This is a genomic window from Streptomyces sp. NPDC107559 (assembly GCF_055657365.1).
Genome location: NZ_JBVKBD010000022.1, coordinates 31,934 through 53,252 on the forward strand (window position 1 = coordinate 31,934; position 21,319 = coordinate 53,252).

At 71.0% G+C, this 21,319-nt stretch carries 17 protein-coding genes; 6 read left to right on the plus strand and 11 right to left on the minus strand.

Annotated features, from left to right (window positions below; genetic code table 11):
- Positions 1–310: 310 nt before the first annotated feature.
- Positions 311–1,888, plus strand: coding sequence for a hypothetical protein (locus ACZ7OY_RS38565; protein WP_472250238.1), 1,578 nt, complete (start codon positions 311–313; stop codon positions 1,886–1,888).
- The gene (locus ACZ7OY_RS38570; RefSeq protein WP_472250239.1) at positions 1,885–2,505 is read left to right on the plus strand and encodes a GNAT family N-acetyltransferase; all 621 of its coding nucleotides are present in this window, start codon (positions 1,885–1,887) and stop codon (positions 2,503–2,505) included. The genes ACZ7OY_RS38565 and ACZ7OY_RS38570 overlap by 4 nt, the downstream gene beginning before the upstream one ends.
- A 4-nt stretch (positions 2,506–2,509) precedes the next feature.
- Here the strand turns inward: ACZ7OY_RS38570 and ACZ7OY_RS38575 are convergent, their stop codons facing one another.
- Positions 2,510–3,118 carry a 3'-5' exonuclease gene (locus ACZ7OY_RS38575; RefSeq protein ID WP_472250240.1) on the minus strand — a complete coding sequence of 203 codons (609 nt, stop codon included), beginning with the start codon at positions 3,116–3,118 and terminating at the stop codon, positions 2,510–2,512.
- A 55-nt stretch (positions 3,119–3,173) separates the two neighbouring features.
- Complete coding sequence (locus ACZ7OY_RS38580) at positions 3,174–3,800, minus strand: hypothetical protein (RefSeq protein WP_472250241.1); 627 nt, start codon at positions 3,798–3,800, stop codon at positions 3,174–3,176.
- A gap of 159 nt (positions 3,801–3,959) precedes the next feature.
- Here ACZ7OY_RS38580 and ACZ7OY_RS38585 point away from each other — a divergent pair, with 159 nt between their 5' ends.
- Positions 3,960–4,793 (plus strand): lysozyme, encoded by an 834-nt coding sequence (locus tag ACZ7OY_RS38585; protein ID WP_472250242.1) that lies wholly within the window; start codon positions 3,960–3,962, stop codon positions 4,791–4,793.
- 72 nt (positions 4,794–4,865) lie between these two features.
- On the opposite strand, the gene ACZ7OY_RS38590 is transcribed toward ACZ7OY_RS38585, so the two are convergent.
- From ACZ7OY_RS38590 to ACZ7OY_RS38600, 3 genes are all read right to left on the minus strand, one after another.
- Positions 4,866–7,415 (minus strand): discoidin domain-containing protein, encoded by a 2,550-nt coding sequence (locus tag ACZ7OY_RS38590; RefSeq protein WP_472250243.1) that lies wholly within the window; start codon positions 7,413–7,415, stop codon positions 4,866–4,868.
- A gap of 198 nt (positions 7,416–7,613) precedes the next feature.
- The gene (locus ACZ7OY_RS38595) at positions 7,614–8,282 is read right to left on the minus strand and encodes a lipoprotein (RefSeq protein ID WP_472250244.1); all 669 of its coding nucleotides are present in this window, start codon (positions 8,280–8,282) and stop codon (positions 7,614–7,616) included.
- 96 nt (positions 8,283–8,378) lie between these two features.
- Positions 8,379–9,623 carry a helix-turn-helix domain-containing protein gene (locus tag ACZ7OY_RS38600; protein WP_472250245.1) on the minus strand — a complete coding sequence of 415 codons (1,245 nt, stop codon included), beginning with the start codon at positions 9,621–9,623 and terminating at the stop codon, positions 8,379–8,381.
- A 327-nt stretch (positions 9,624–9,950) separates the two neighbouring features.
- Between ACZ7OY_RS38600 and ACZ7OY_RS38605 the strand changes: the two genes are divergently transcribed.
- A complete protein-coding gene (locus ACZ7OY_RS38605) occupies positions 9,951–11,741 on the plus strand; it encodes an FAD-binding dehydrogenase (RefSeq protein WP_472250246.1) in 1,791 nt (596 codons plus the stop codon).
- 60 nt (positions 11,742–11,801) lie between these two features.
- Here the strand turns inward: ACZ7OY_RS38605 and meaB are convergent, their stop codons facing one another.
- Genes meaB through ACZ7OY_RS38620 form a run of 3 tightly spaced genes read right to left on the minus strand, consistent with a single transcriptional unit; the run spans position 11,802 to position 16,772 of the window.
- Positions 11,802–12,785: a methylmalonyl Co-A mutase-associated GTPase MeaB gene (gene meaB / locus ACZ7OY_RS38610; protein ID WP_152893122.1), complete on the minus strand. Its 984-nt coding sequence runs from the start codon at positions 12,783–12,785 to the stop codon at positions 11,802–11,804.
- Between the two features lie 4 nt (positions 12,786–12,789).
- A complete protein-coding gene (gene scpA / locus ACZ7OY_RS38615; protein WP_472250247.1) occupies positions 12,790–14,964 on the minus strand; it encodes a methylmalonyl-CoA mutase in 2,175 nt (724 codons plus the stop codon).
- Positions 14,964–16,772 carry a methylmalonyl-CoA mutase family protein gene (locus ACZ7OY_RS38620; protein ID WP_472250248.1) on the minus strand — a complete coding sequence of 603 codons (1,809 nt, stop codon included), beginning with the start codon at positions 16,770–16,772 and terminating at the stop codon, positions 14,964–14,966. Before ACZ7OY_RS38620 ends, scpA begins: the two co-directional genes overlap by 1 nt.
- A 356-nt stretch (positions 16,773–17,128) precedes the next feature.
- On the opposite strand from ACZ7OY_RS38620, the gene ACZ7OY_RS38625 reads away from it, so the two are divergent.
- On the plus strand, positions 17,129–17,296 hold the full coding sequence (locus ACZ7OY_RS38625; RefSeq protein ID WP_472250249.1) for a hypothetical protein: 168 nt from the start codon (positions 17,129–17,131) through the stop codon (positions 17,294–17,296).
- Positions 17,297–17,324: 28 nt separating this feature from the next.
- Here ACZ7OY_RS38625 and ACZ7OY_RS38630 read toward each other — a convergent pair whose 3' ends face one another.
- The 3 genes from ACZ7OY_RS38630 to ACZ7OY_RS38640 all read right to left on the minus strand — a co-directional run bounded on the left by ACZ7OY_RS38630 (position 17,325) and on the right by ACZ7OY_RS38640 (position 19,978).
- Complete coding sequence (locus tag ACZ7OY_RS38630; protein WP_472250250.1) at positions 17,325–17,801, minus strand: hypothetical protein; 477 nt, start codon at positions 17,799–17,801, stop codon at positions 17,325–17,327.
- Between the two features lie 223 nt (positions 17,802–18,024).
- Entirely contained in the window at positions 18,025–19,011 is a 987-nt protein-coding gene (locus ACZ7OY_RS38635; protein WP_472250251.1) for a polysaccharide deacetylase family protein, read from the minus strand.
- Between the two features lie 34 nt (positions 19,012–19,045).
- The gene (locus ACZ7OY_RS38640) at positions 19,046–19,978 is read right to left on the minus strand and encodes a glycoside hydrolase family 11 protein (protein ID WP_472250310.1); all 933 of its coding nucleotides are present in this window, start codon (positions 19,976–19,978) and stop codon (positions 19,046–19,048) included.
- A gap of 496 nt (positions 19,979–20,474) precedes the next feature.
- Between ACZ7OY_RS38640 and ACZ7OY_RS38645 the strand changes: the two genes are divergently transcribed.
- Positions 20,475–21,305, plus strand: a complete 831-nt coding sequence (locus tag ACZ7OY_RS38645; protein WP_472250252.1) for a PP2C family protein-serine/threonine phosphatase — start codon at positions 20,475–20,477, stop codon at positions 21,303–21,305.
- Positions 21,306–21,319: the final 14 nt, after the last annotated feature.

A 21,319-nucleotide genomic window follows, 5' to 3' on the forward strand; every position in this document is an offset into this window, starting at 1 on the left:
AGGGAAAGTCGGTCGGGGCAGGGTGTCCGAGCCCCGCTGTCGAGGCGCGCTCGCAGCACAGTACACACTGTCATCGACCGCTCTCGCACGGTCGAGGATCAGTTGGGCCCAAATCCCTCCGTCCTCTGTTCAGTTCTGTGCCTACTGTCTGAATTGCCTTGTGCTGACTATGAGTTGAAGTTCAGCCGCGGGCTCGAGAGCGGTCGATATCGGCCGCCATGCGGCCCTCGGCGGCTCTGTCGAGCTGTCGATTTCCGCCCTAGACTGACAACTCTCTTACATACGGGCGTAGTTGACAGGGGGAGCCGACATGTCCGGGGACTGGTACGACGCGCGCCAGGGTGACTACGCGGTGCCTCCGATGCCTCCGATACCTCCGGCGCCACCACCCGCGCCGGCCGACGGCGTCCGGGCGGTCGCGGTGGCCGTCCTCAACCTCAGCGGCCTGGGCCTCGGCTACCTGCTCGTCCGAAGACGGCTCCTGGCGGCGGTCTGCTGGGCCGCGACCGCGGTACTGCTGCTCGTGGCGCTGCCGGCCGACCCGGACGGCGTGCCCGGGGCCGTGCTCGTCCTCTACGCCCTGTTCCTGCTCGCCGTCGCGGCGCACGGCGCGGTCGTGGGCCTGCGCACCCGGCCGGCGTGGCCGTCCCGCGCACCCCTGGCGCTCGCGCTGGGCCTCGTCCTGCTCGCCGCACCGGCCGGCGGCGTCGTGCTCTACGACAGCGCCCGCGACGAGGCGGTCGAGCAGATGCTCCTCGACCGGCTCGGCGAGGCCGACCGGTTGGTGACCTCGAACCGCGGTGCCCACTTCGAGAGCGCGCAGGCCGACTACCGCAAGGCGCTGGCCGTCTACAGGGACCTGCAGGACCACCATCCCGACTCACGGGCGGCCGCCGAGGTCCCCGACCGGCTGATCACCTTCTACCGGACGGTCGGCGCCCCGTACGACGCGGGCAACTACTGCGATGCGCTGGCACCGTTGAGATACCTGCGCACGGTCCCGAAGGCGATGCCCGGCACGGACCTCGGTGTCCTGGAGAACTGGCCCGACGACCGCCTGGCCACCTCGCTCTACGAGTGCGCCGCCGACGCGCTGGCGTCCGGTCAGACCACCTGGCCGGACCGGTTCGGCGAACTGCTCACCACCTTCCCCGACTCGGAGCAGGCGGCGAAGGTCGCACCGGCCGTCACCGGCGCCGTCGGCGCCGCCGAGAAGGGCCTGCGCGGCAGCGAGCCGTGCACGGCCGTCGAGAAGCTGAAGACCCTGGCCACCCGGATCGACGATGTCCCCGCGGGGCAGGCCGACATCGGCGACGCCCTCGACAAGGACGCCCGGCGGGCCCGCGCCAGCGCCGACGCGGGGACCTACACCTGCGGCGTCGACCAGTACAAGGACCGCGACTTCGAGGACGCGCAGGCCACGATGAACACGTACGCCACAGGCCACCGGGGTTCCGGGAAGGCCGCGCTGGCCAAGAAGTTCGCGATCGCGGCGGAGGTCGCCCAGACGCTGCCCGCCGCCGGGAAGCACGTCCCGACGAACCGCTCCGGCGGCAGCATCTCGGTCACCGTCAAGAACGACAGCCCCGACGAGATCACCGTCCTGTACACGGGCCCTGTCACCGGCAGCTTCACGCTCAAGGGCTGCGGAAGCTGCTCCGTCTACCCGTTCGGCGGGACCAGCCTGCTGGGTGTCGAACCGTGCGGCGACAGCGGCCGGAAGTATCCGCAGCGCACCATCCAACTCCCGGTCGGTACGACGTACTTCGTGCACCGGCCGAAGAACGACAGCACCGCCTCGGCCGGCTCGGACACGGCCAAGCTGGAGTCCGGCTACATCTACACGGAATGCGCCTACACGACCCAGGGCTTCGGGGTGACCTCATGAGCGGGCCGCACCTGCGCCCCTACCGCGCGTCCGACGATGACGGCGTCGCCGACGTGTGCGCCCGCACCGCGGACCTCGGCGGCGACTCCCGGCACATCTATCCCGACGAGCGGCTGATGGCGACCCTGTTCGCCGCCCCGTACTGCCATCTCGAACCCGGGCTCGCGTTCGTCCTCGACGACGGCCGCGGCGGCGTCGGCGGCTACGTCGTCGGCACCGCCGACACCGAGCGGTTCGCCCTCGACTTCCGCGACCGCTGGATCCCGCGCGTGGCCGGCCGGTACCCGCCGCTCGCCGGACCGGCCACGACACCGACCGAGGAGATGATCGGCCTGCTGCACCGGCCCGAGCGCATGGTCCTCTCCGAACTCAAGGAATACCCGGCCCACCTGCACATCGATCTGCTCCCCGAGTTCCAGCGGCGCGGGTACGGCAGGCAGTTGATGCACACCCTCTTCGACGCCCTGCACGCCAGGGGCGTCCCGGCCGTCCATCTCGGCATGGTCACGGCCAACACCGACGCCCGAGCCTTCTACGACCGGCTCGGCTTCCACGAGATCCCGGTGCCCGACCCGGGACCGCTGACCTACCTGGGCAGGACGACCGACACCCGCTGACCGCTCACCCGGACCCCGGCGCCGACCCCGGCGCCGGGTCCGGCCAGGCACCCCGGGCCACCAGGTCGAGCACGAGCGCACCGATGTTCCAGGCATCGTCCTCACCCCGGTGGTGCCGCCCCTCCAGCGGCAGCCCGGCCAGCCGCAGCGCCTGCGCCATGCCCGGCCGCCCGCGCAGCCCGTAGGCATCGGCGAAGACCGCCTTGGCGTTGGTGTGCGTGCGCTCGGCGGGATGACCGAACGGATACGCCACCCCCTGCGCCCGGCACTGCCGGGTGAACTGGCGCCGGTCGTAATCACCCCAGCTCGCCCACGGCCGCACGCCCGCGGCGTACCGCTCGGACAGCATCCGGCAGGCCTCGGCGAAGCCGACCCCGCGGTCGGTCTCGGCCTGGGTGAGCCCCGTCAGCTCGGTGCAGAACGCCGAGACCGTGGACCGTACGGGCCGCACCACGATCCGGTGCCGCTGCGTGCGCTCCCGGGCGCGCAGGTCGACCACGGTGAGCCCGATCTCGATGATCTCGCTCACCGCCCCGGGCGGCGGCTGCCCGTCCCAGCAGGTCGCCTCCAGATCGATCACGTTCAGCAGTCCGTCGGCGTCAGTGGGGTCCATGCCCTCAGGCTAGGGAACCGGCCGCGCGCGGATCATCCGGTTTTTTCGGCGGGCGTCAGTAGCGCTGCGCCTTGGCGAGCTTGGCGGTGACGTCCATGCTGACGGACTGCCTGCTGAACGCGATCGGCTCCTTGCTCGCGCCGGGCGCCAGGTTCTCCGCTCCGACGAACCGGGTCTCCACCACCTTGCCGTCCTTGTCCAGGAAATCGACCTGCACCGCGTACGAGGCCTTCGCCTGGGTCTTGTTGGTGATGCGGACCAGAACCGCCAGCACGCCTCCGGTCTGCGCCTTGGGAAACCCGCTCATGGCGACCTCGGAGGTGGCGTTCCCGCTGCCCTGGACGTTCGCCAGGGCCTTCTTCGCGGTCTCGCTCGCCCGGGCGGTGTCCGCGTCCACCGAGGCCTCGAACTCCGAGGCGCGGGCGGCGGCGGAGGAGGCGGCCGCGGACGCGGAGGCCTTGGCGGAGGCGACCGCGGACGACGCCGCGGACGCCAGGGCGGACGGCGGCTGACCGGAGAACGAGCCGGTGACCGGAGCGGACGTGCCGCCCGCGGGGGTGTTCGACTGCGAACCGCCGCCACAGCCGGCGAGGGCGCCGACCACGACGGCACAGGCGAGGGCCGCTACGGCCGGAGCCGGCCGATGTGACCTGGCGGCGGCTCCGAAGGGGTTACGGGTCATGGAAGGTGTCCTCGGCGGTGCTGGCGGAGGGGGGGTCGGATCCATCGTCGGCACGCCCCGCCGGCCTCGCGACCCGGCCGCGGCCATTCGGACCGGGCGCGGCCGCCGTCGCCCCATCAGGCGGCATCTGAGATGCGGTCACGGGCCGCAGCGGTTCGGATGGGTTCCGTGCGACTACCCACGATCGCGGCTATCGGCCGCACCCGACTGTTGGTCACCGGCCTGCTGGTCGGCGCGTGCTCACTCGTCCAACCCCCCGCTCTGGCCCAGCGGGGCGACGGCTCGTTGGAGCGGGGCGGCGCCTTCATGGGCATGGGGGTGGTGGCCCATGACGGCCAGGACGGCATCCCCCTCGAGACCAAGTCCTCGCAGAGCGAGGGGGTGGACGTCGCCAGCTACCAGGGCGACGTCGCCTGGCCGACCCTGTGGAACAGCGGGGTCAGATGGGCGTACACCAAGGCCACGGAAGGTACGTCCTACAAGAATCCGTACTTCGCCCAGCAGTACGCCGGCGCCTACAACGTCGGCATGATCCGCGGCGCGTACCACTTCGCCACCCCCGACACCAGCAGCGGCGTCAGCCAGGCGAACTACTTCGTCGACCACGGCGGCGACTGGTCCGACGACGGCAGGACGCTGCCCGGTGTGCTGGACATCGAGTGGAACCCGTACGGCGACGCCTGCTTCGGCAAGTCGACGAGCGGAATGGTCAGTTGGATCCGCGACTTCCTGAAGACCTACGAGGAGCGCACCGGCCGGGACGCCGTGATCTACACGGCGACCAGCTGGTGGACCCAGTGCACCGGCAACTACAGCGGTTTCGGCGCGAGCAACCCGCTGTGGGTCGCCCGGTACGCCTCCACCGTGGGCGCCCTGCCGGCCGGCTGGTCCTCCCACACGATGTGGCAGTACACGTCGTCCGGACCGACGGTCGGCGACCACGACAGGTTCAACGGGGGCCTGGACAAGGTGCAGGCCCTCGCCTCCGGCTGACCCGCACGGGGTACGCCCCGGGACGGCCATGTCCGTCCCGGGGCGTACCCCTCACCTGTCACCCGCCCCGTGTCACGGGAACAGGGTGACCTTCGACGGAACCGTGTCCGTCCCCGACGTCGGCGCGCCGGTGCTGTTGACCACGTGGGCGTACTGGCCCTTGCCGCCCAGCGAGATCACCAGCAGGTCGTGCATCTTGATGCCGCTCTTGACCGGCACCTGGAAGCCGTGGGCCTGCACGATCGTGGAGTCGGTCGTGAAGTTGCAGTAACTGCCCAGCCCCCAGGCCTCGTGCTCGTTCACCGTGTCGGCGACCTTGTAGGCCGCGTACCCGACGATGCCGTCGTGGGTGACGGCGGCGGCGTTCGGCACGTCGTACGCCTTCTCGTTCTGGAAGAAGATCGTCCGGCCGCGCTCGCCGCTCCACAGCACGTCGTACTTGTTGAAGTGCTCGACGAACAGGCCGGTGGCCAGCACGTCGTCGCCGTTGACCTTCAGACCGTAGTCGGCCCGGTTGGTGTCCCAGCCGACGCCCTCCCCGTGGTCCGCACGCCACAGCCAGGTGTGGTCGATGATGGCGTCGTCGCTGTTGACCACCACGGAGTTGGTGGCCAGCCCGGGACCCGCCCCGCCGATCCGGACGAACACGTCCTGCATCGTGGTGGGGTTGGCGGAGTGGTCGGCGCTCGATCCGGCCGGGCCGATCTGGAGCAGGGTGTCCGAGTTGACCGAGCCGGCGTCGATCAGGAACCCGGCCAGCCGGACGCCGTCGACGTCCGCGACGTGCATCGCGTCGACGCCGTTGTCGGGCACCAGGGTGGCCAGACCGAGACCGAGCACCACCGTGTTCGCGCGGGTCACCTCGATCGTCCGGTCGAGGTGGTAGACGCCCGGCGTGAACAGCAGGTTGAGGCCCTGGGCGAGCGCCGCGTTGATGGTGGCGGCGGTCGCACCGGCCTTGACGACGTAGAACTGGCTGAGCGGGAGCGAGGTGCCGCCCGTGTTGGCCGGCCAGGACACCCCGCGTGCGTTGGTGCGCTTGGCGGGCACGAACACCTTGTAGTCGCTGCCGTCGAGGTACAGGAACGGCTTCTCCCGCGAGACCGGGGTGTTGTCCAGCGTGGTGTACGGGCCGCTGTCGAAGTTCGTGGCCGGGGCGCCCTGGACACCGGTGAAGGTCATGTTCCAGACGCCGTTGGTCCAGCCGCCGACCGAGCTGTCCCGGGTGTACCACTGCTGCTGCGAGTACGGGCCGACGGTGCCGTCGATCTTCGAGTCGGCGATGTAGCCGCCGGAGGCCCAGCCGTAGCCGTTCGGGGCGAGGTTGAGGCCGCCCTGGACGTGGATGCGGCGGAACGGCGCGGCCTGTGCGACGGCCCAGCGGTCGTCGCCGCTGACGGGCCTGAGCGCGAGGTTCTCCGCCGAACGCCAGAAGTTCTGCGTGGCGTTGCCGTTGAACCAGCCGGCGTCGACGGTGATGTCGCCGTTGATCTGGGTGTCGTCGGGGTTGAGGCCGAGTCCGGAGATCGAGGTGTAGAAGCCGAGCTGGGCGTTGATGCCGTTGTACGTCCCCGGCTTGAGCAGGAACTGGTAGCGGCCGCTGCCGAACTGGTTGGACTCCTGCTGGGCGAAGACCTGGTCGAACTTCTGCTGGAGGTTGGGCGTCGAGGGGTCCACGACGATCACGTTCGGGCCCAGGTCGCCGCCGCCCTGGACGGGCGGGACGCTGCCGGAGCCGGTGTGCACGGCGACCTCCCACAGCGAGTAGCCGTACGGGGTCGCGCGGACCGTCCCGTTGACGCGGAGGTAGCGGCCCGAGCCGCTGACGTCGTAGGAGGCCGAGCCGCCCGTCGCGCCGGTCACGCTCTTGAGGGTGGTCCAGGTCTGGCCGTCCGTGGAGGCCTGGAGCTGGAACTCCCTGGCGTAGGCGGCCTCCCAGGTCAGATCGACCTTGCACAGGGTCTGGACCGAGCCGAGGTCGACCTGGAGCCACTGCGGGTCCGCGGCCTGGCTGGACCAGCGGGTGCCGGCGTCGCCGTCGAACGCGGCGGAGGCGGGGGTGCCCGCGTTCTCCGTCGAGGAGGCGGAGGACGGCCTGCCCTGCGCCGCGTTCGCCGTGGAGCAGGTGCCGGGCTGGCTGGTGCCGGTGCTGCCGAAGACCTGGAACTCCCAGAGGGAGTAGCCCCATTGGGTCGCACGGTGCACACCCAGCATCCGGACGTAGCGGCCCTGGCCGGAGACGTCGAGGGTGTCCGTGCCGCCGTCGCCGCCGGTGACGGACTTCAGGTCGGTCCAGGTGCCGCCGTCCGCGGAGATCTGGACCTTGTAGTCCGTGCCGTAGGCGGCCTCCCAGTTGAGGACGATCTGGGTGACCGAGGCCGTGGCGCCCAGGTCGACCCGGAGCCACTGGTCGTCGCTCGCGCCGGAGGACCAGCGGGTCGCGGTGTTGCCGTCCACGGCGTAGGCGGCGGGGGTGCCGGCGTTCTCGTCCGACGACGACGTCACCGCCTTGCCCTGGGACAGAGGCGTCTCCGCCGCGGTCGCCGGGGTGTGGGCGGGGAGGGTGACCAACGCTGCCGTGGCGGCGAGCGCGACACCCAGGGATCTGAGTCTGAGTCTCATGGATTGGCTTTCTGCGGGTGCGATGAGAATGGGGAACGCACTTGAACGCACTGAACGCACTTGTGGGGCGCCTTAGTTCAGGGTTTGATTTAAGTGATGACGCAACGGGGCGGCAAGACCCTGGACAGGAAAATCCCGAGCGGCGCACCACGCGGACACCCCGGCGTCACGCTCCGGGGTGCCGCTGACTACCCGCTGTCAGCCGACGCGCAGGGTGCGTCGGGCGAGTTCGAGCGCAGGCAGCATCGCCCGGTGCTCCTCGGTGTCCAGCCCGCCCAGGTGCAGGACGACCGGGCCCTCGGGTGTGCCGACGGCGAGGGCGCTCTCCTGCTTCGGCTCGTCCAGGAACTCGCTGGAGTAGAGGTAGTCCACCTGGACGCCGTCGAGCCCGCCGGTCTTGAACGGGGTGTACCTCGCCTCGCTGACCTTGCCCTCGGCCGCGACGAAGGCCGCCAGGACGGAACGGATGCCGGCGTTGCCCGGGGGAGCGGTGAACACGCGCAGGAAACCGATGTTCCCGGCGGGCTTGGCGTCGATCTCGCACACGGCCGTGACCGGTCCCTGACGCAGTGCCAGATCGCCGAAGTCCCCGTTCTCCGCTCCGGTGTTGTCGATGGCCTCGGCCTTCCAGTCGCGGACGGTGGCGAAGGTGACGGGCAGTTCGCAGGCCGATCCCGCGGCGCCGACGGTGACACCGCTCGCGACGGCCGTCGCGGTGGACCCGGCCGTGGAGTTCCGCGTCGGGGCCTGCGCCGACGGCCTGGCGTCCGGCTCCGGTTCCGCGTCCTGGCCGCACGCCGTCAACGCCGCCGCCAGCACCAGGAGCTGCGCCCATCCGTGCCGTCTGATCCCCGCCCCGACCTGCATGTACGTGTCTCCCCTCGATCCCGGCGGGACAGCCTAGCCGAGCATGGGCGGGGCGGGCGCGGGCGACGGCGCCCGGGTGAGGCGGGCGGCGCCTGTTCAGGGCCGCTCGGGCGGCGTCCCGTCCGCCCCCAGCCAGGTCGTGAGCGCCCACCACCAGTGCAAGGCGTGCACCGGCCCGGAGCCCCCGGCGGGCGGCAGGTCGGCGAGCGATCCGCCGGTGATCTGCTGGAGCCGGCCGAGCCGGTAGCGCACGGTGTTCGGATGGGTGAACAGGGCCGCCGCGGTCTGGTCCAGCCGACGGCCGCAGTCGAGGAACGTGAGTGCGGTGCGGGCCAGTTGGCGGTGGAAGCCGTCCTCGGGGTCGAGCGCGCCGAGCAGCCGGCGGCTCAACTGGGCGCCCAGGACCGGCTGGTCGGCCAGCGCGATCTCGGCGGCGAAGTCCGTGAGCTCGTACAGCCCGTGCCGTCCCCGTCGGCCCGCGATGTCCACGGCGCGTACGCACAGCCGGTACAGGGCGCTCAGTCCGGCCGGGGGAGCGGCCGGCGCGACCACGACGAGGCCGCCCGGAGCGCATTCCTGCGCCGTCGGCGGACGGGAGCCCAGGCCCGCCAGATGCCCGTCCAGCCGCGCCGTGACCGCGTGCGGGAACCGGAGCGTGTGCGGGTGGGCCGGGGTGGCGGCGAAGCAGTGCAGCAGGCCCTCGGCGTTCGGCCGTGCCCCGGCCCGCGCCAGGTCCTGCGGGTCCGGGACGACACCGCCGACCAGCAGCTGCCGCAGCAGTCTGGCCCGGGAGGCGTCGGCCCCGTCGGGTGCCGCGCCCTCCGCGGCCCGGTAGCCGTGCACGACGTGCCGTTCCAGCGCGTCCCCGTACTCCTTCAGCCGCAGCACCACCGCGAGAAGTGTGCCGTCGGAGACGCCCGCCGAACGGCAGCGGTCCACGGTGATCTCCACCGCCCGGGTCAGCGCGGCCTGCACGCCCCGCAGCACGGCGGTCACCGGCACTCCCTGACCGGCCCGGTCCGCGCCCAGCAGCAGGGCCGCGCTGAAGTCCTGCGCCTCGACCGACCCGACGTCCTCGACCGCCTCGATCGCGGTGCGCGAGCCGGGCGCCCCGGCCGCGCCGAGCGCCTGCGCCGCCTCGGCGCGGTCCAGCGCGGTGAACCAGGCGCCGGCCGCACGGACCATCGCGGTGACGTGCGAGCGGGTCTCCGCCTCGGCCAGCCGGGCCAGCGCGGGCGAGCGGGTGCGGGCCGCGCGGACCAGCTCGCCGCACACATCCGTGTCGGCCGCCATGGCCCGCAGGATCGCGGCGACCGGCTCAGGTCCGTGGACGACGGTCATGGGCCCCCTCCCGTCCGGCCGCTGTCGCCGGGCCACAACGAAGCGGTGGTCACGTTGACGTCCGGCCACTACCACGGTGCCGTGACGAGCTGGTTTCCTGTGGGCTACCGACGGTAACAGCGTGTTTCTCGCCGGAACAACCTGTGAACCCCACGAAACCCTCGCGAACTCCCGCTCCCCAGGCCTCAGTTGTGCGGTCGGCCGGATCGCCTGCCGTCCCGTCGTGTCCCCTCGTACCCACTCCGCGCCTCGCCGTACCCACTCCGCGTTCCCGTACCCCGCCGTCCCCCTCGTGCCGCCCGTCCGTCCCTCCTCGGAAGGCAGTCCATGGAGAACCCCGCAGCCCCCACCGGGATCACCCGCCGCCGCGCCCTGACCGTGACCGGCGGGGTGCTCGCCACGGCGGCCCTCGCCCAGACGGTCGCCGCCTTCCCCGCCGCCGCGGCGGCCCAGGACGCGGACGCGATCGTCGTCGGCCACGGCCTCGCCGGACTCGTCGCCACCGCCGAACTGGCCGCCGCGGGGCGCCGGGTGCTGCTCCTCGACCAGGAACCGGAAGCCTCGCTCGGCGGGCAGGCGTTCTGGTCGTTCGGCGGCCTGTTCTTCGTCGACTCCGACGAGCAGCGGCTCATGGGGATCAAGGACTCGCGCGATCTCGCCTGGCAGGACTGGCTCGGCGCGGCCGGCTTCGACCGGGGCGTCGACGACCCCGTGGGTCAGGACCACTGGGCCTACAAGTGGGCCCAGGCGTACGTGGACTTCGCGTCCGGCGAGAAGCGGTCCTGGCTGTCCGGGCTCGGTGTGCAGTGGTTCCCGATCGTCGGCTGGGCGGAGCGGGGCGGCGGCCTCGCGGACGGCCACGGCAACTCGGTGCCGCGCTTCCACGTCACCTGGGGCACCGGGCCCGCGGTGGTCGAGCCGTTCGAGAAGAAGGTGCGGGCCGCGGTGGCCGCGGGCAAGGTCGCCTTCCGGTTCCGGCACCGGGTCGACGGCATCGTCACCACGGGCGGCGCGGTCACCGGCGTACGCGGGGCGATCCTGGAGCCGAGCAGCGCGGCCCGGGGCAAGCCCAGCTCCCGCACGGTCGTCGGCGACTTCGAACTGCACGCCCCGGTGGTGGTCGTGACCTCCGGCGGCATCGGCGCCAACCACGACCTGGTCCGGCAGAACTGGCCGGCCCGCCTGGGCACCCCGCCGAAGACCATGATCACGGGCGTGCCCGCACACGTCGACGGCCGGATGCTCGCGATCACCCAGGCGGCGGGCGGAAGGATCGTCAACCCCGACCGGATGTGGCACTACACCGAGGGGCTCAGGAACTACGCCCCGATCTGGCCGGACCACGGCATCCGCATCCTGCCCGGCCCGTCCTCGATGTGGTTCGACGCCACCGGCAAGCGCTTCAACGCCCCCGACATCCCCGGGTACGACACCCTGCACACCCTGAAGTCGATCACCGGCTCGGGCCACGACTACTCCTGGTTCGTCACCACCCAGAAGATCATCGCCAAGGAGTTCGCGCTCTCCGGCTCCGAGCAGAACCCGGACCTCACCAACAAGAACATCCTGCAACTGCTGTCCCGCATCTGGCAGACCCCGGAACCGATCGAGAAGTTCAAGAACAACGGGGTCGACTTCGTGGTCGCCTCCACGCTGCCCGAACTCGTCGCCGGGATGAACAAGCTGACCGGGGACGGGCTCATCGACCTGGCCGACCTCAAACGGCAGATCGAGGCCCGGGACCGGGAGATCGACAATCCCTACACCAAGGACGTCCAGGTGATGGGCATCCGCAACGCGCTCAGCTACCCCGGCGACTCACTGAGCCGTACCGCCTCGATCCACAGGATCCTGGACAGCAGCGCAGGCCCGCTGATCGCCGTGCGCCTCAACATCCTCACCCGCAAGACCCTCGGCGGTCTCCAGACCGACCTCTCCGGCCGCGTCCTCGATCAGACCGGGTCCCCCGTCCTCGGTCTGTACGCGGCCGGAGAGGTCGCCGGCTTCGGCGGCGGCGGAGTGCACGGCTACCGCTCCCTGGAGGGCACCTTCCTGGGCGGCTGTCTGTTCTCCGGCCGGCAGGCGGGACGCGCGGCGGCGGCAGCCACCGCGACCTGAGCCGTCCCGCCCGCAGCCGGCCGCCGGGGCTCGTGCGACACGGGCCCTCGCGGCACGGCCCTACGACTGGCCGCCGAACGCCTTGAGCAGGTGTTCGGCGGCCAGCGTGGCCGTCAACTCCCCGTCCCTGACCTGTTGTTCCAGCGCAGGCGCCAGTTCGCGCACGGCCGGGTCGGCGTGCAGCCGGCCCAGCAGTTCGTCACGGACCATCGACCAGGTCCAGTCGACCTGCTGGTCCCGGCGCTTCGCGGCCAGCCGCCCGGTCGAGTCGAGCAGCGTGCGGTGTTGTTCCAGCCGCTCCCAGACGGTCTCCAGACCGGTCGACTCCCGCGCGCTGCAACTGAGCACCGGCGGCGCCCAGACCGCGTCCCTGCCGTGCATCAGCCGCAGGGCGCCCGCCAGTTCCCGCGCGGCCGCCTGGGCGTCGCGCTGGTGCGGGCCGTCCGCCTTGTTCACGGCGATCACGTCGGCCAGCTCCAGCACGCCCTTCTTGATGCCCTGGAGCTGGTCGCCGGTACGGGCGAGGGTGAGCAGCAGGAAGGAGTCGACCATGTTGGCGACGGCCGTCTCGGACTGGCCGACGCCGACCGTCTCCACCAGCACGACGTCGTAACCCGCGGCCTCCATCACCACGATCGACTCGCGCGTGGCCTTGGCGACCCCGCCGAGGGTGCCGGCCGTGGGGGAGGGGCGGACGAACGCCGCCGGGTCCACGGCCAGCCGCTCCATCCGGGTCTTGTCGCCCAGGATCGAACCGCCCGTCCGGGTGGAGGACGGATCGACCGCGAGCACCGCGACCCGGTGCCCGAGCGAGGTCAGCAAGGTGCCGAACGCGTCGATGAACGTGGACTTGCCCACGCCCGGCACACCGCTGACACCGATCCGCCGCGCCCGGCCGCTGTGCGGCAGCAGCGCGGTCAGCAACTCCTGCGCCAGCGACCGGTGCTGCGGCCGGGTGGACTCGACGAGCGTGATGGCGCGCGCGACGATCGCACGCTTCCCGTCGAGCACACCCTTCACATAGGTGTCGAGGTCGATCGCCATGGGTTCAGCGGCCGTGCCCGAGGTCGGCGGCCAGCCGCTGCACCAGGTCGTACGCCGCGTCCGGGATGACCGTGCCGGGCGGGAACACCGCCGCGGCCCCCATCTCCAGCAGCGTCGGCACGTCCTGCGGCGGGATCACCCCGCCCACCACGATCATGATGTCCTCGCGCCCCTCCTCCGCCAGCTGCTCCTTGAGCGCCGGTACGAGGGTGAGGTGACCGGCGGCCAGCGAGGAAACCCCGACGATGTGCACGTCCGCCTCGACCGCCTGGCGGGCCACCTCGGCCGGGGTCTGGAACAGCGGGCCGACGTCCACGTCGAAGCCGAGGTCGGCGAACGCGGTGGCGATCACCTTCTGGCCGCGGTCGTGCCCGTCCTGGCCCATCTTGGCCACCAGGATGCGCGGACGGCGGCCCTCGGACTCCTCGAAGGTGTCCACCAGCTCACGGGTGCGGTCGACGGACGGGGACTCGCCTGCTTCGTTGCGGTACACGCCGGAGATCGTACGGATCTGGCTCGAGTGCCGCCCGTACACCTTCTCCAGGGCGTCCGAGATCTCGCCCACGGTGGCCTTGGCGCGCGCCGCGCGCACCGCCAGCTCCAGCAGGTTGCCGTCACCGTCGGCGGCCCGGGTCAGCGCGTCCAGCGCGTCCCGGCACGCCGTCTCGTCCCGCTCCGCGCGCAGCCGCCGCAGCTTCTCGATCTGCTGCGCGCGCACCGAGGAGTTGTCGACCTTGAGGACCTCGATCTGCTCGTCGCTGTCCACGCGGTACTTGTTGACGCCGATCACCGGCTGCCGGCCGGAGTCGATACGGGCCTGGGTGCGGGCCGCGGCCTCCTCCACGCGCAGCTTCGGGATGCCCGCGTCGATGGCCTGCGCCATGCCGCCCGCCTGCTCGACCTCCTGGATGTGCTGCCAGGCCCGGCGGGCGAGGTCGTACGTCAGCTTCTCGACGTACGCGCTGCCGCCCCACGGGTCGATCGCCCGGGTCGTGCCGGACTCCTGCTGGATCAGCAGCTGGGTGTTGCGGGCGATGCGCGCCGAGAAGTCGGTGGGCAGCGCCAGCGCCTCGTCGAGGGCGTTGGTGTGCAGCGACTGGGTGTGCCCCTGGGTCGCCGCCATCGCCTCGACACAGGTGCGCGTGACGTTGTTGAACACGTCCTGCGCGGTCAGCGACCAGCCGGAGGTCTGCGAATGGGTGCGCAGGGAGAGTGACTTGGCGTTCTGCGGGTCGAACTGCCGCACCAGCTTGGCCCACAGCAGCCGGGCCGCGCGCAACTTGGCGATCTCCATGAAGAAGTTCATGCCGATCGCCCAGAAGAAGGACAGCCGCGGCGCGAACGCGTCCACGTCCAGTCCGGCCTCGCGCCCGGCCCGGATGTACTCCACACCGTCCGCGAGGGTGTACGCCAGCTCCAGGTCGGCCGTCGCGCCCGCCTCCTGGATGTGATACCCGGAGATGGAGATGGAGTTGTAGCGCGGCATCCGCTGCGAGGTGAAGGCGAAGATGTCGGAGATGATCCGCATCGACGGCTTCGGCGGATAGATGTAGGTGTTGCGGACCATGAACTCCTTGAGGATGTCGTTCTGGATGGTCCCCGCCAGCTTCTCCGCCGGCACCCCCTGCTCCTCGGCCGCCACGATGTACAGCGCGAGGATCGGCAGCACTGCGCCGTTCATCGTCATCGACACCGACATCCGGTCCAGCGGGATGCCGTCGAACAGCTGGCGCATGTCGTAGATCGAGTCGATGGCCACGCCCGCCATGCCGACGTCACCGGTCACCCGCGGGTGGTCGCTGTCGTAACCGCGGTGGGTGGGCAGGTCGAAGGCGACCGACAGGCCCTTCTGACCGGCCGCCAGGTTGCGCCGGTAGAAGGCGTTGGACTCCTCCGCGGTGGAGAAGCCCGCGTACTGGCGGATGGTCCAGGGCTGGTTGACGTACATCGTCGGGTACGGCCCGCGCAGATACGGCGCCATGCCCGGGTACGTCCCCAGGAAGTCCAGGCCCTCCAGGTCACGCCCGGTGTACAGCGGCTTGACGCCGATGCCCTCCGGGGTCTCCCACAGCAGGTCGTCCCCGCCGGCGGCGGTCTTGAGGGCTTCGTGCCAGGCCTCGGCGCCGCCGTCGACGGCCGGGCTGCCCAGTTCGATCCCGGAGAAGTCGGGGATTCCCATCAGGACACTCCCATGCGGTCGAGGGTCGCGGACAGCACGGCCACGGCGTCGCAGCCCGCGAAGACGTACGAGTCGACACCCGGGTACTGCCCGGGACGGCCGGCGAGGAACACCTGCGAGGCACCCGCGGACCTGAGTTCCCCGGCCACGGTCGTCGCCTGCTCCTGGTACAGCGCGTCGCTGGAGCAGAGGCAGACCTCGGTGGCGCCGCTGTCCGCGAAGGTCCCCTCGGTGACGGGCTCGATGCCGCCCGCCTGGAAGAGGTTGGCGGCGAACGTCGTGCGCGCGGTGTGGGCCGCGGCGGGCCCGATCGCGGCGAGGAAGACCCGCGGGCGGGAGCCGGTGGCGGCGAGATGGGCGTCGGAGCGGGCGCGCAGTTCCTCGTACGCCTCGTCGCGCCGCACCCGCGGCAGGCCGCCGGACGGCCGCTCGGGCGCCGGCGCACGCTCCACCGGGCGCTCGGCGAGATACGGGAACTCGCTGACACCGGTGATCGGTTCACGGCGCTTGGCGAGCCGGGCGCTGCGGTCCGCCCAGGTGGCGGCGAGCTCCTCGGGCAGCCGCCCGGAGCGCAGGGCGGCCGCCTGGCCGCCCAGGCCCTCGATCCACTGGAAGAACTCCCAGCCCGCGTGGGCGAGTTCGTCCGTCAGCCGCTCCACGTACCAGGAGCCGCCCGCCGGGTCGATGACCCGGGCCAGGTGCGATTCCTCGACCAGGATGGTGGACGTGTTGCGGGCGATGCGCCGGGCGAACGCGTCCGGCAGCCCGAGCGAGTCGTCGAAGGGCAGCACGGTCACGGAGTCGGCGCCGCCGACGCCCGCGGCGAGCGTGGCGACCGTGGTGCGCAGCATGTTCACCCACGGGTCGCGGCGCGACATCATCACCGGCGACGACACGGCGTGCTGCACCTGGGCACCCGCGCCCGGCGCGCCGCACACCTCGGCGACCCGCGCCCACAGCCGGCGCGCGGCCCGCAGCTTGGCGATGGTCAGGAACTGGTCGGCGGTGGCCGCGTAGCGGAACTCCAGCTGTGCGCAGGCCTGCTCGACGCTCAGCCCGGCCTCGGTCAGCGCGCGCAGATAGGCGACACCGGTGGCCAGCGAGCAGCCGAGCTCCTGCGCGGCCGAGCCGCCGGCCTCGTGGTACGGCAGCGCGTCCACGGTCAGCGCCCGCAGCCCCGGGTACTCCTCGGCGCACAGCCGGGCGAGTGCGGCCACGCCGGGCAGCGCGAGCTCCTCGCCGGTACGGGCCTCGTGCCCGAGCGGGTCGGCGCCCAGGGTGCCGCGCGCCGCCTCCTTGGCGACGCCGCGTTCGTCGTACAGACGCAGCAGCTCGCGGGCGGCGGGCTCGACCGAGCTTCCCGCGTCGAGGGCGACCGGCGCCAGGTCGAGAAGGACCCCTTCGAGGGCGGACTCGAGGGACTCCACGGGGATACCGCCGTCGCCGACGACGAGCCACAGCGAGGTGACGCCGTTCTCCAGGTCGGTGAGGACGGCGGCGTTGTCCGCGGCCGTGTGCCGCTGGCGTACGTCCCAGCCGCCGTCGGTGTTCCCTTCGGCTCGGGCTCCGCGCACGAACGGCGCGAACCCCGGGAAACCGGGATCCGGCGCGGTGTCGCGCGCGGTGTAGAGGGGCCGGGTGAGCAACCCGTCCTCGAGGGCGGTGGACAGGGCGTCCTCGGCTTCGTCGCCCGAGACCTCCTTGCCCGACTTTCGCAGGACACCCGCCACCAGGCGTTGCCACTGCTCATGCGTCGCGTCAGGGAACTCGGCGGCCAGTGGGAGCCCGTCGTCAGGCAGGACCGTCATGGTCGGATGCTAGGCCAGATCAACAGGCGAGCAGCAGTGGGCACGGCTGTGACCTTGCCCTCTGCCACGATGTGACCTGCCTCTCCAGCGCGGCCCGCGTGCTCGCGCGCCCGCACGCGTGCACCTCTTGTCCCGATGTGGAATGTGGGGGATTGTCACGAGTTTTCGCCCGTCCGGCAGCACCGTCTCCCGACCCGTTCCGCGAGCCGTGCGCGGGGGTCCCGGCAGGGGGCGGCCGGTGTGGCCCGAATCCGACTTTCCGCTACTCCCAGTAACATGATGATCTTGTCGCTCGGATGTGCCGCCCGGCCAACCGGCGCCCTTAAAGGGGCATCACCCCCATTCGGAGAAATCGCATGACTACGCAGAGTGACGTCGTGGACCAGGCGCGCGCCAACTACGAGCAGCACACCGGGACCTGCCGGCAGTGCTACGTCGACACCACGCCGTGCCCCGTGTCCAAGCACCTCCTGCGCATCTACAACAACGCGCGCAGGACCCAGGCCGGTACCGCCCGACGCTGAGCGCCGGGCGGCAGTTGTCGGACGGGCCCTACTTCCACAGCGGGATGCTGACCACCCGGTCGTAGCCGTCCGGCCTGCTGCCGGTGAAGACGAGGCTCATCTGGGTGTACTGGACGACGCGGGGATTCTGCTTCCATGTGTGCGGATGCTCCAGCACCACGATGACGGGATACGAGTGGAACCTGCCGGCCGCGCAGAACGGCTTGCAGTCGTTGACCGCGTTGTATCCCGTGGCCACCGCGTCGTCGGCGTCCCAGTGCGTCCAGTGCAGGGCGGCCAGGCGACTGTTGCCGTCACCGCAGGCGAGGATGAACTCGCTGGGGCGCACCTCCGGGTCGGAGAGGCAGCCGAGCAGAACGGGGGGGACGGGCGAGTTCGCCGCCTGGCTCGCCGGGTGACTGTCGGAGGTCGCCGCGGCGGGGGCTGCGGAGGTCGTGCCCAGGGCCGTGACGAGCGTTGCGGCCGCCCAGAGTGTGACCGCAGTCCTCCATGTGTGTCCGCGCATGTCGAGCTCCCCGCCGCCTGTTGCTTGCCGTGTCCCGACGAGGTCCGAATCGACGCTCCGTCGGCATCTGTATCGACGCTACGACTGTCTCAGATGTTGCACCACTCGGGCGCGATTGCCGCGGTTTTATAGCTCGATGTGACGAATTCTGGTATTCGGGGTGGCGCGGCGGTCTGGAACCGCCGCGCCACCGGGACGCTGCTCCTTCCGGGTGGTCTCGGGGTCAGCCTGTGGTGCAGGAGACGGTGGGCCAGGTCCAGTTGCCGTTGGTCTGGATGGTGACGCCGAAGTTGTTGCCGTTGCCGTTGGGTTTGGCGGTGAGTACCTGGGCGCTGGGGTAGGCGGCGGTGATGTTCCAGGTGGAGAGGATCTTCGCTGGGGTGGGGACGTTCATGGTGACGGTCCAGTTGGTGGCGCCGGTGACCGCGACGTCGAGGTTGTAGCGGTCGCTCCATTGCTGTCCCGCGGAGAGGGTCGCGGTGCAGCCGCTGCCGCCACCGCCACCGCCGCCTGAACCACCGCCGTCCGGGGCCACGGCGCGACCCGTCTGCGGTGAGATCATGCCGGCGCACAGGCCGCGGGCGGCCAGCCCCTGTGCGATCCGCGGGATCGCCGCGATCGTGTTGGCCGGCCAGTCGTGCATGAGGATGATCTGGCCGTTGGTGAGCCGTCCGGCGGCCTGCACGATCGCGTCGGTGCTCGCGCCGTTCCAGTCCTGCGAGTCGACGTCCCAGATGATTTCGGTGAGTCCGTACTTGGCCTCGACCGACTTCAACGTCGCGTTGGTCTCTCCGTAGGGCGGCCGGAACAGCCGGGGCGTGCCGCCGCCGGCGGCGGAGACGGCCTGCTGGGTCCGGGAGATCTCGGAGTCCATCTGCGCCTGGCTCTGCTGGGTCAGATGCGGATGGGTGTAGCTGTGGTTGCCCACCCACATGCCGGCGTCGACCTGGGCCCGCACCTGGGCGGGGTTGGCCGCGGCGTACTGGCCCTCGTTGAACATGGTGGCCCGCAGCCCGTTCTGCCGGAGCGCGTTCAGCAGGCTCGTCGTACTGCCGGACGGGCCGTCGTCGAAGGTGAGTCCGACATAGCCGTTGCAGGTGGCCGCCCGGGACGGGCCGGCCGACAGGGCGAGGGTGCCCGCGGCGACCGTGGTGACGACGGCCAGCGCGGCCGTCAGGGAACGTAAAGCGGAAAGTGGTCCGTTGGACATATGGCGTGGTCCTCCAGTCTCGGTGGTCTCGGGGTCAGCCTGTGGTGCAGGAGACGGTGGGCCAGGTCCAGTTGCCGTTGGTCTGGATGGTGACGCCGAAGTTGTTGCCGTTGCCGTTGGGTTTGGCGGTGAGTACCTGGGCGCTGGGGTAGGCGGCGGTGATGTTCCAGGTGGAGAGGATCTTCGCTGGGGTGGGGACGTTCATGGTGACGGTCCAGTTGGTGGCGCCGGTGACCGCGACGTCGAGGTTGTAGCGGTCGCTCCATTGCTGTCCCGCGGAGAGGGTCGCGGTGCAGCCGCTGCCGCCACCGCCACCGCCGCCTGAACCACCGCCGCCCGAACCGCCCTCGCTCACGGTGATGTTGGAGTTGCCGCTGCTCTGGTAGCCCTCGGTCGCCATGATCATGTAGTTGAAGCTGCCCATGGGCATGCCTTTGGCGGCCCATGCGTCGAAGTGGTTGCCGGTGGTGATGGTGCCCCCGGTCCGCTTCGACTGGCGGACGCTCCAGTACTGCTCGAACGTCCTGGTGCCCTCGATGGAGGGCTGGTTGACGCGCGTGGTCTCGTAGATGTCGTAGGTGCCGCCGTCGGTGGTGACGGTGCCCTTGTACGTGCCGGTGGGCCGGTAGGTGCCCCAGTTGTCGACGACGTAGTACTCGACGAGCGGGTTCTGCGTCCAGCCGTAGAGGGCCAGGTAGGCGTTGCCGGACGGATTGAAGCTGCCCGAGTAGTTGACGGACTTGCGTCCGCCGGTGCTCCAGCCCTTGCCGCCGACGAAGTTTCCGACGTCGCTCCACTGGTAGGCGTAGTTGCCCCCGGAGCCCAGGGTCATGGACACCGAGCCGCCGCCGTCGCTCCAGTGCGAGTAGTAGTAGCCGTTGTTGGTGCCGGTCTGGTTCGAGGTGATGACCGTGTCGGCCTGGGCGGTGCCGGGCAGCGTCAGGGCGGCCAGGGCGACCAGCAGCATGGTGCAGACACCGCTGACGAACAGCCTGAACCGACTCGGTGCCCCGGAGCGGTCGCCGCCGCGGACCGACGGGTGTGCGGGTGCGTCGATCATGTGTGTGTTTCCTCCTCGTCCTCGTGAGGCCGGTGGGCGTCTGGCGGCACAGTTTTGATCTGGCCCCGTCAACTGTCAATACTTTCGGGTGTGAGTTCGAAACATTCGAAATGGGGGAGAGGAGATGGTGGCGGCGTTTCACCTGTTCAGCAGGCATGTGTGACTGCTGTGCGGCCGTGCTCAATGTGTGTGATTGGTGGCGTGTGAAATTCCAAGATCGTCCAGTTGGGCAATTTCTCGAATGTTTCGAAGAATTTCCGAACCATGAACGACTGCGCCCCGCCGCGCCGCTTCGAGTCGCCGTGAACCGTGCCGGACGTTCCGTCGGATGCCTGTGCCGGCCGGTGATCTTTCGGTCTGCGGCTTTCACTATGAAAGGGCTAATATGTGACCGGAGTGATCAATGCCTCACAAGGGACCTACGGGTGACGCCGAAGCGTTGCTGGCCAGACTTGGGTCACTGACCGCCCAGGCCCGCGAGCGCGCCGAGCTTCAGCGCTCCCAGGTCGAGCTGGCGATCGCCCTGCAACGGGGCATGCTGCCCGGGGAACTGCCGACCGCCCCGGGCGTGCGCGTGGCCGCCCGCTATGTGCCCGCCTGTTACGGCCTCAATGTGGGCGGCGACTGGTACGACGCGTTCCCGCTGCCCGACGGGGCCATCGGGCTGTCCATCGGAGATGTGCAGGGGCACAACATCGAAGCCGCCGCCTTCATGGGTCAGGTCAGGGTCGCCCTGCGGGCCCTGGCCTCGGTGACGAGCGAACCGGGCGAACTGCTGGCCCGGACGAACGACCTGCTCATGTCGCTCAGCACCGAGCTCTTCGTCACCTGTACGTTCATACGGCTCGACCCGGCCACCGGGGTGCTGGAGAGCGCACGGGCGGGGCACGTGCCCTGCGTCTGGGCCACGGCCGACGGGCAGTCCGGCATCGCCAGGGACGAAGGCGGGCCGCCGCTGGGCGTCCAGGAGGGAGCGGTGTACCCGACCACCCGGACCCGCTTCACCACGGGCGGAGTGTTCGTCCTGCTCACGGACGGAGTGGTGGAGGGTCCCTCGCTGACCGTCGACGAAGGGCTCGAACTCGTCGTACGACTGGCCGGCGCCGCCGCCGTCGCCGGTGTGGAGGCGGAGTCGCTCGCCGCGGGCCTGATCAGGTTCTCGGATCTCGTGGGGCACGACGACGACGCCGCGGTGCTGGTTCTGTGCCACGACGGACCCGGCGTCCGGGTGTAGGACGGATCGGGACC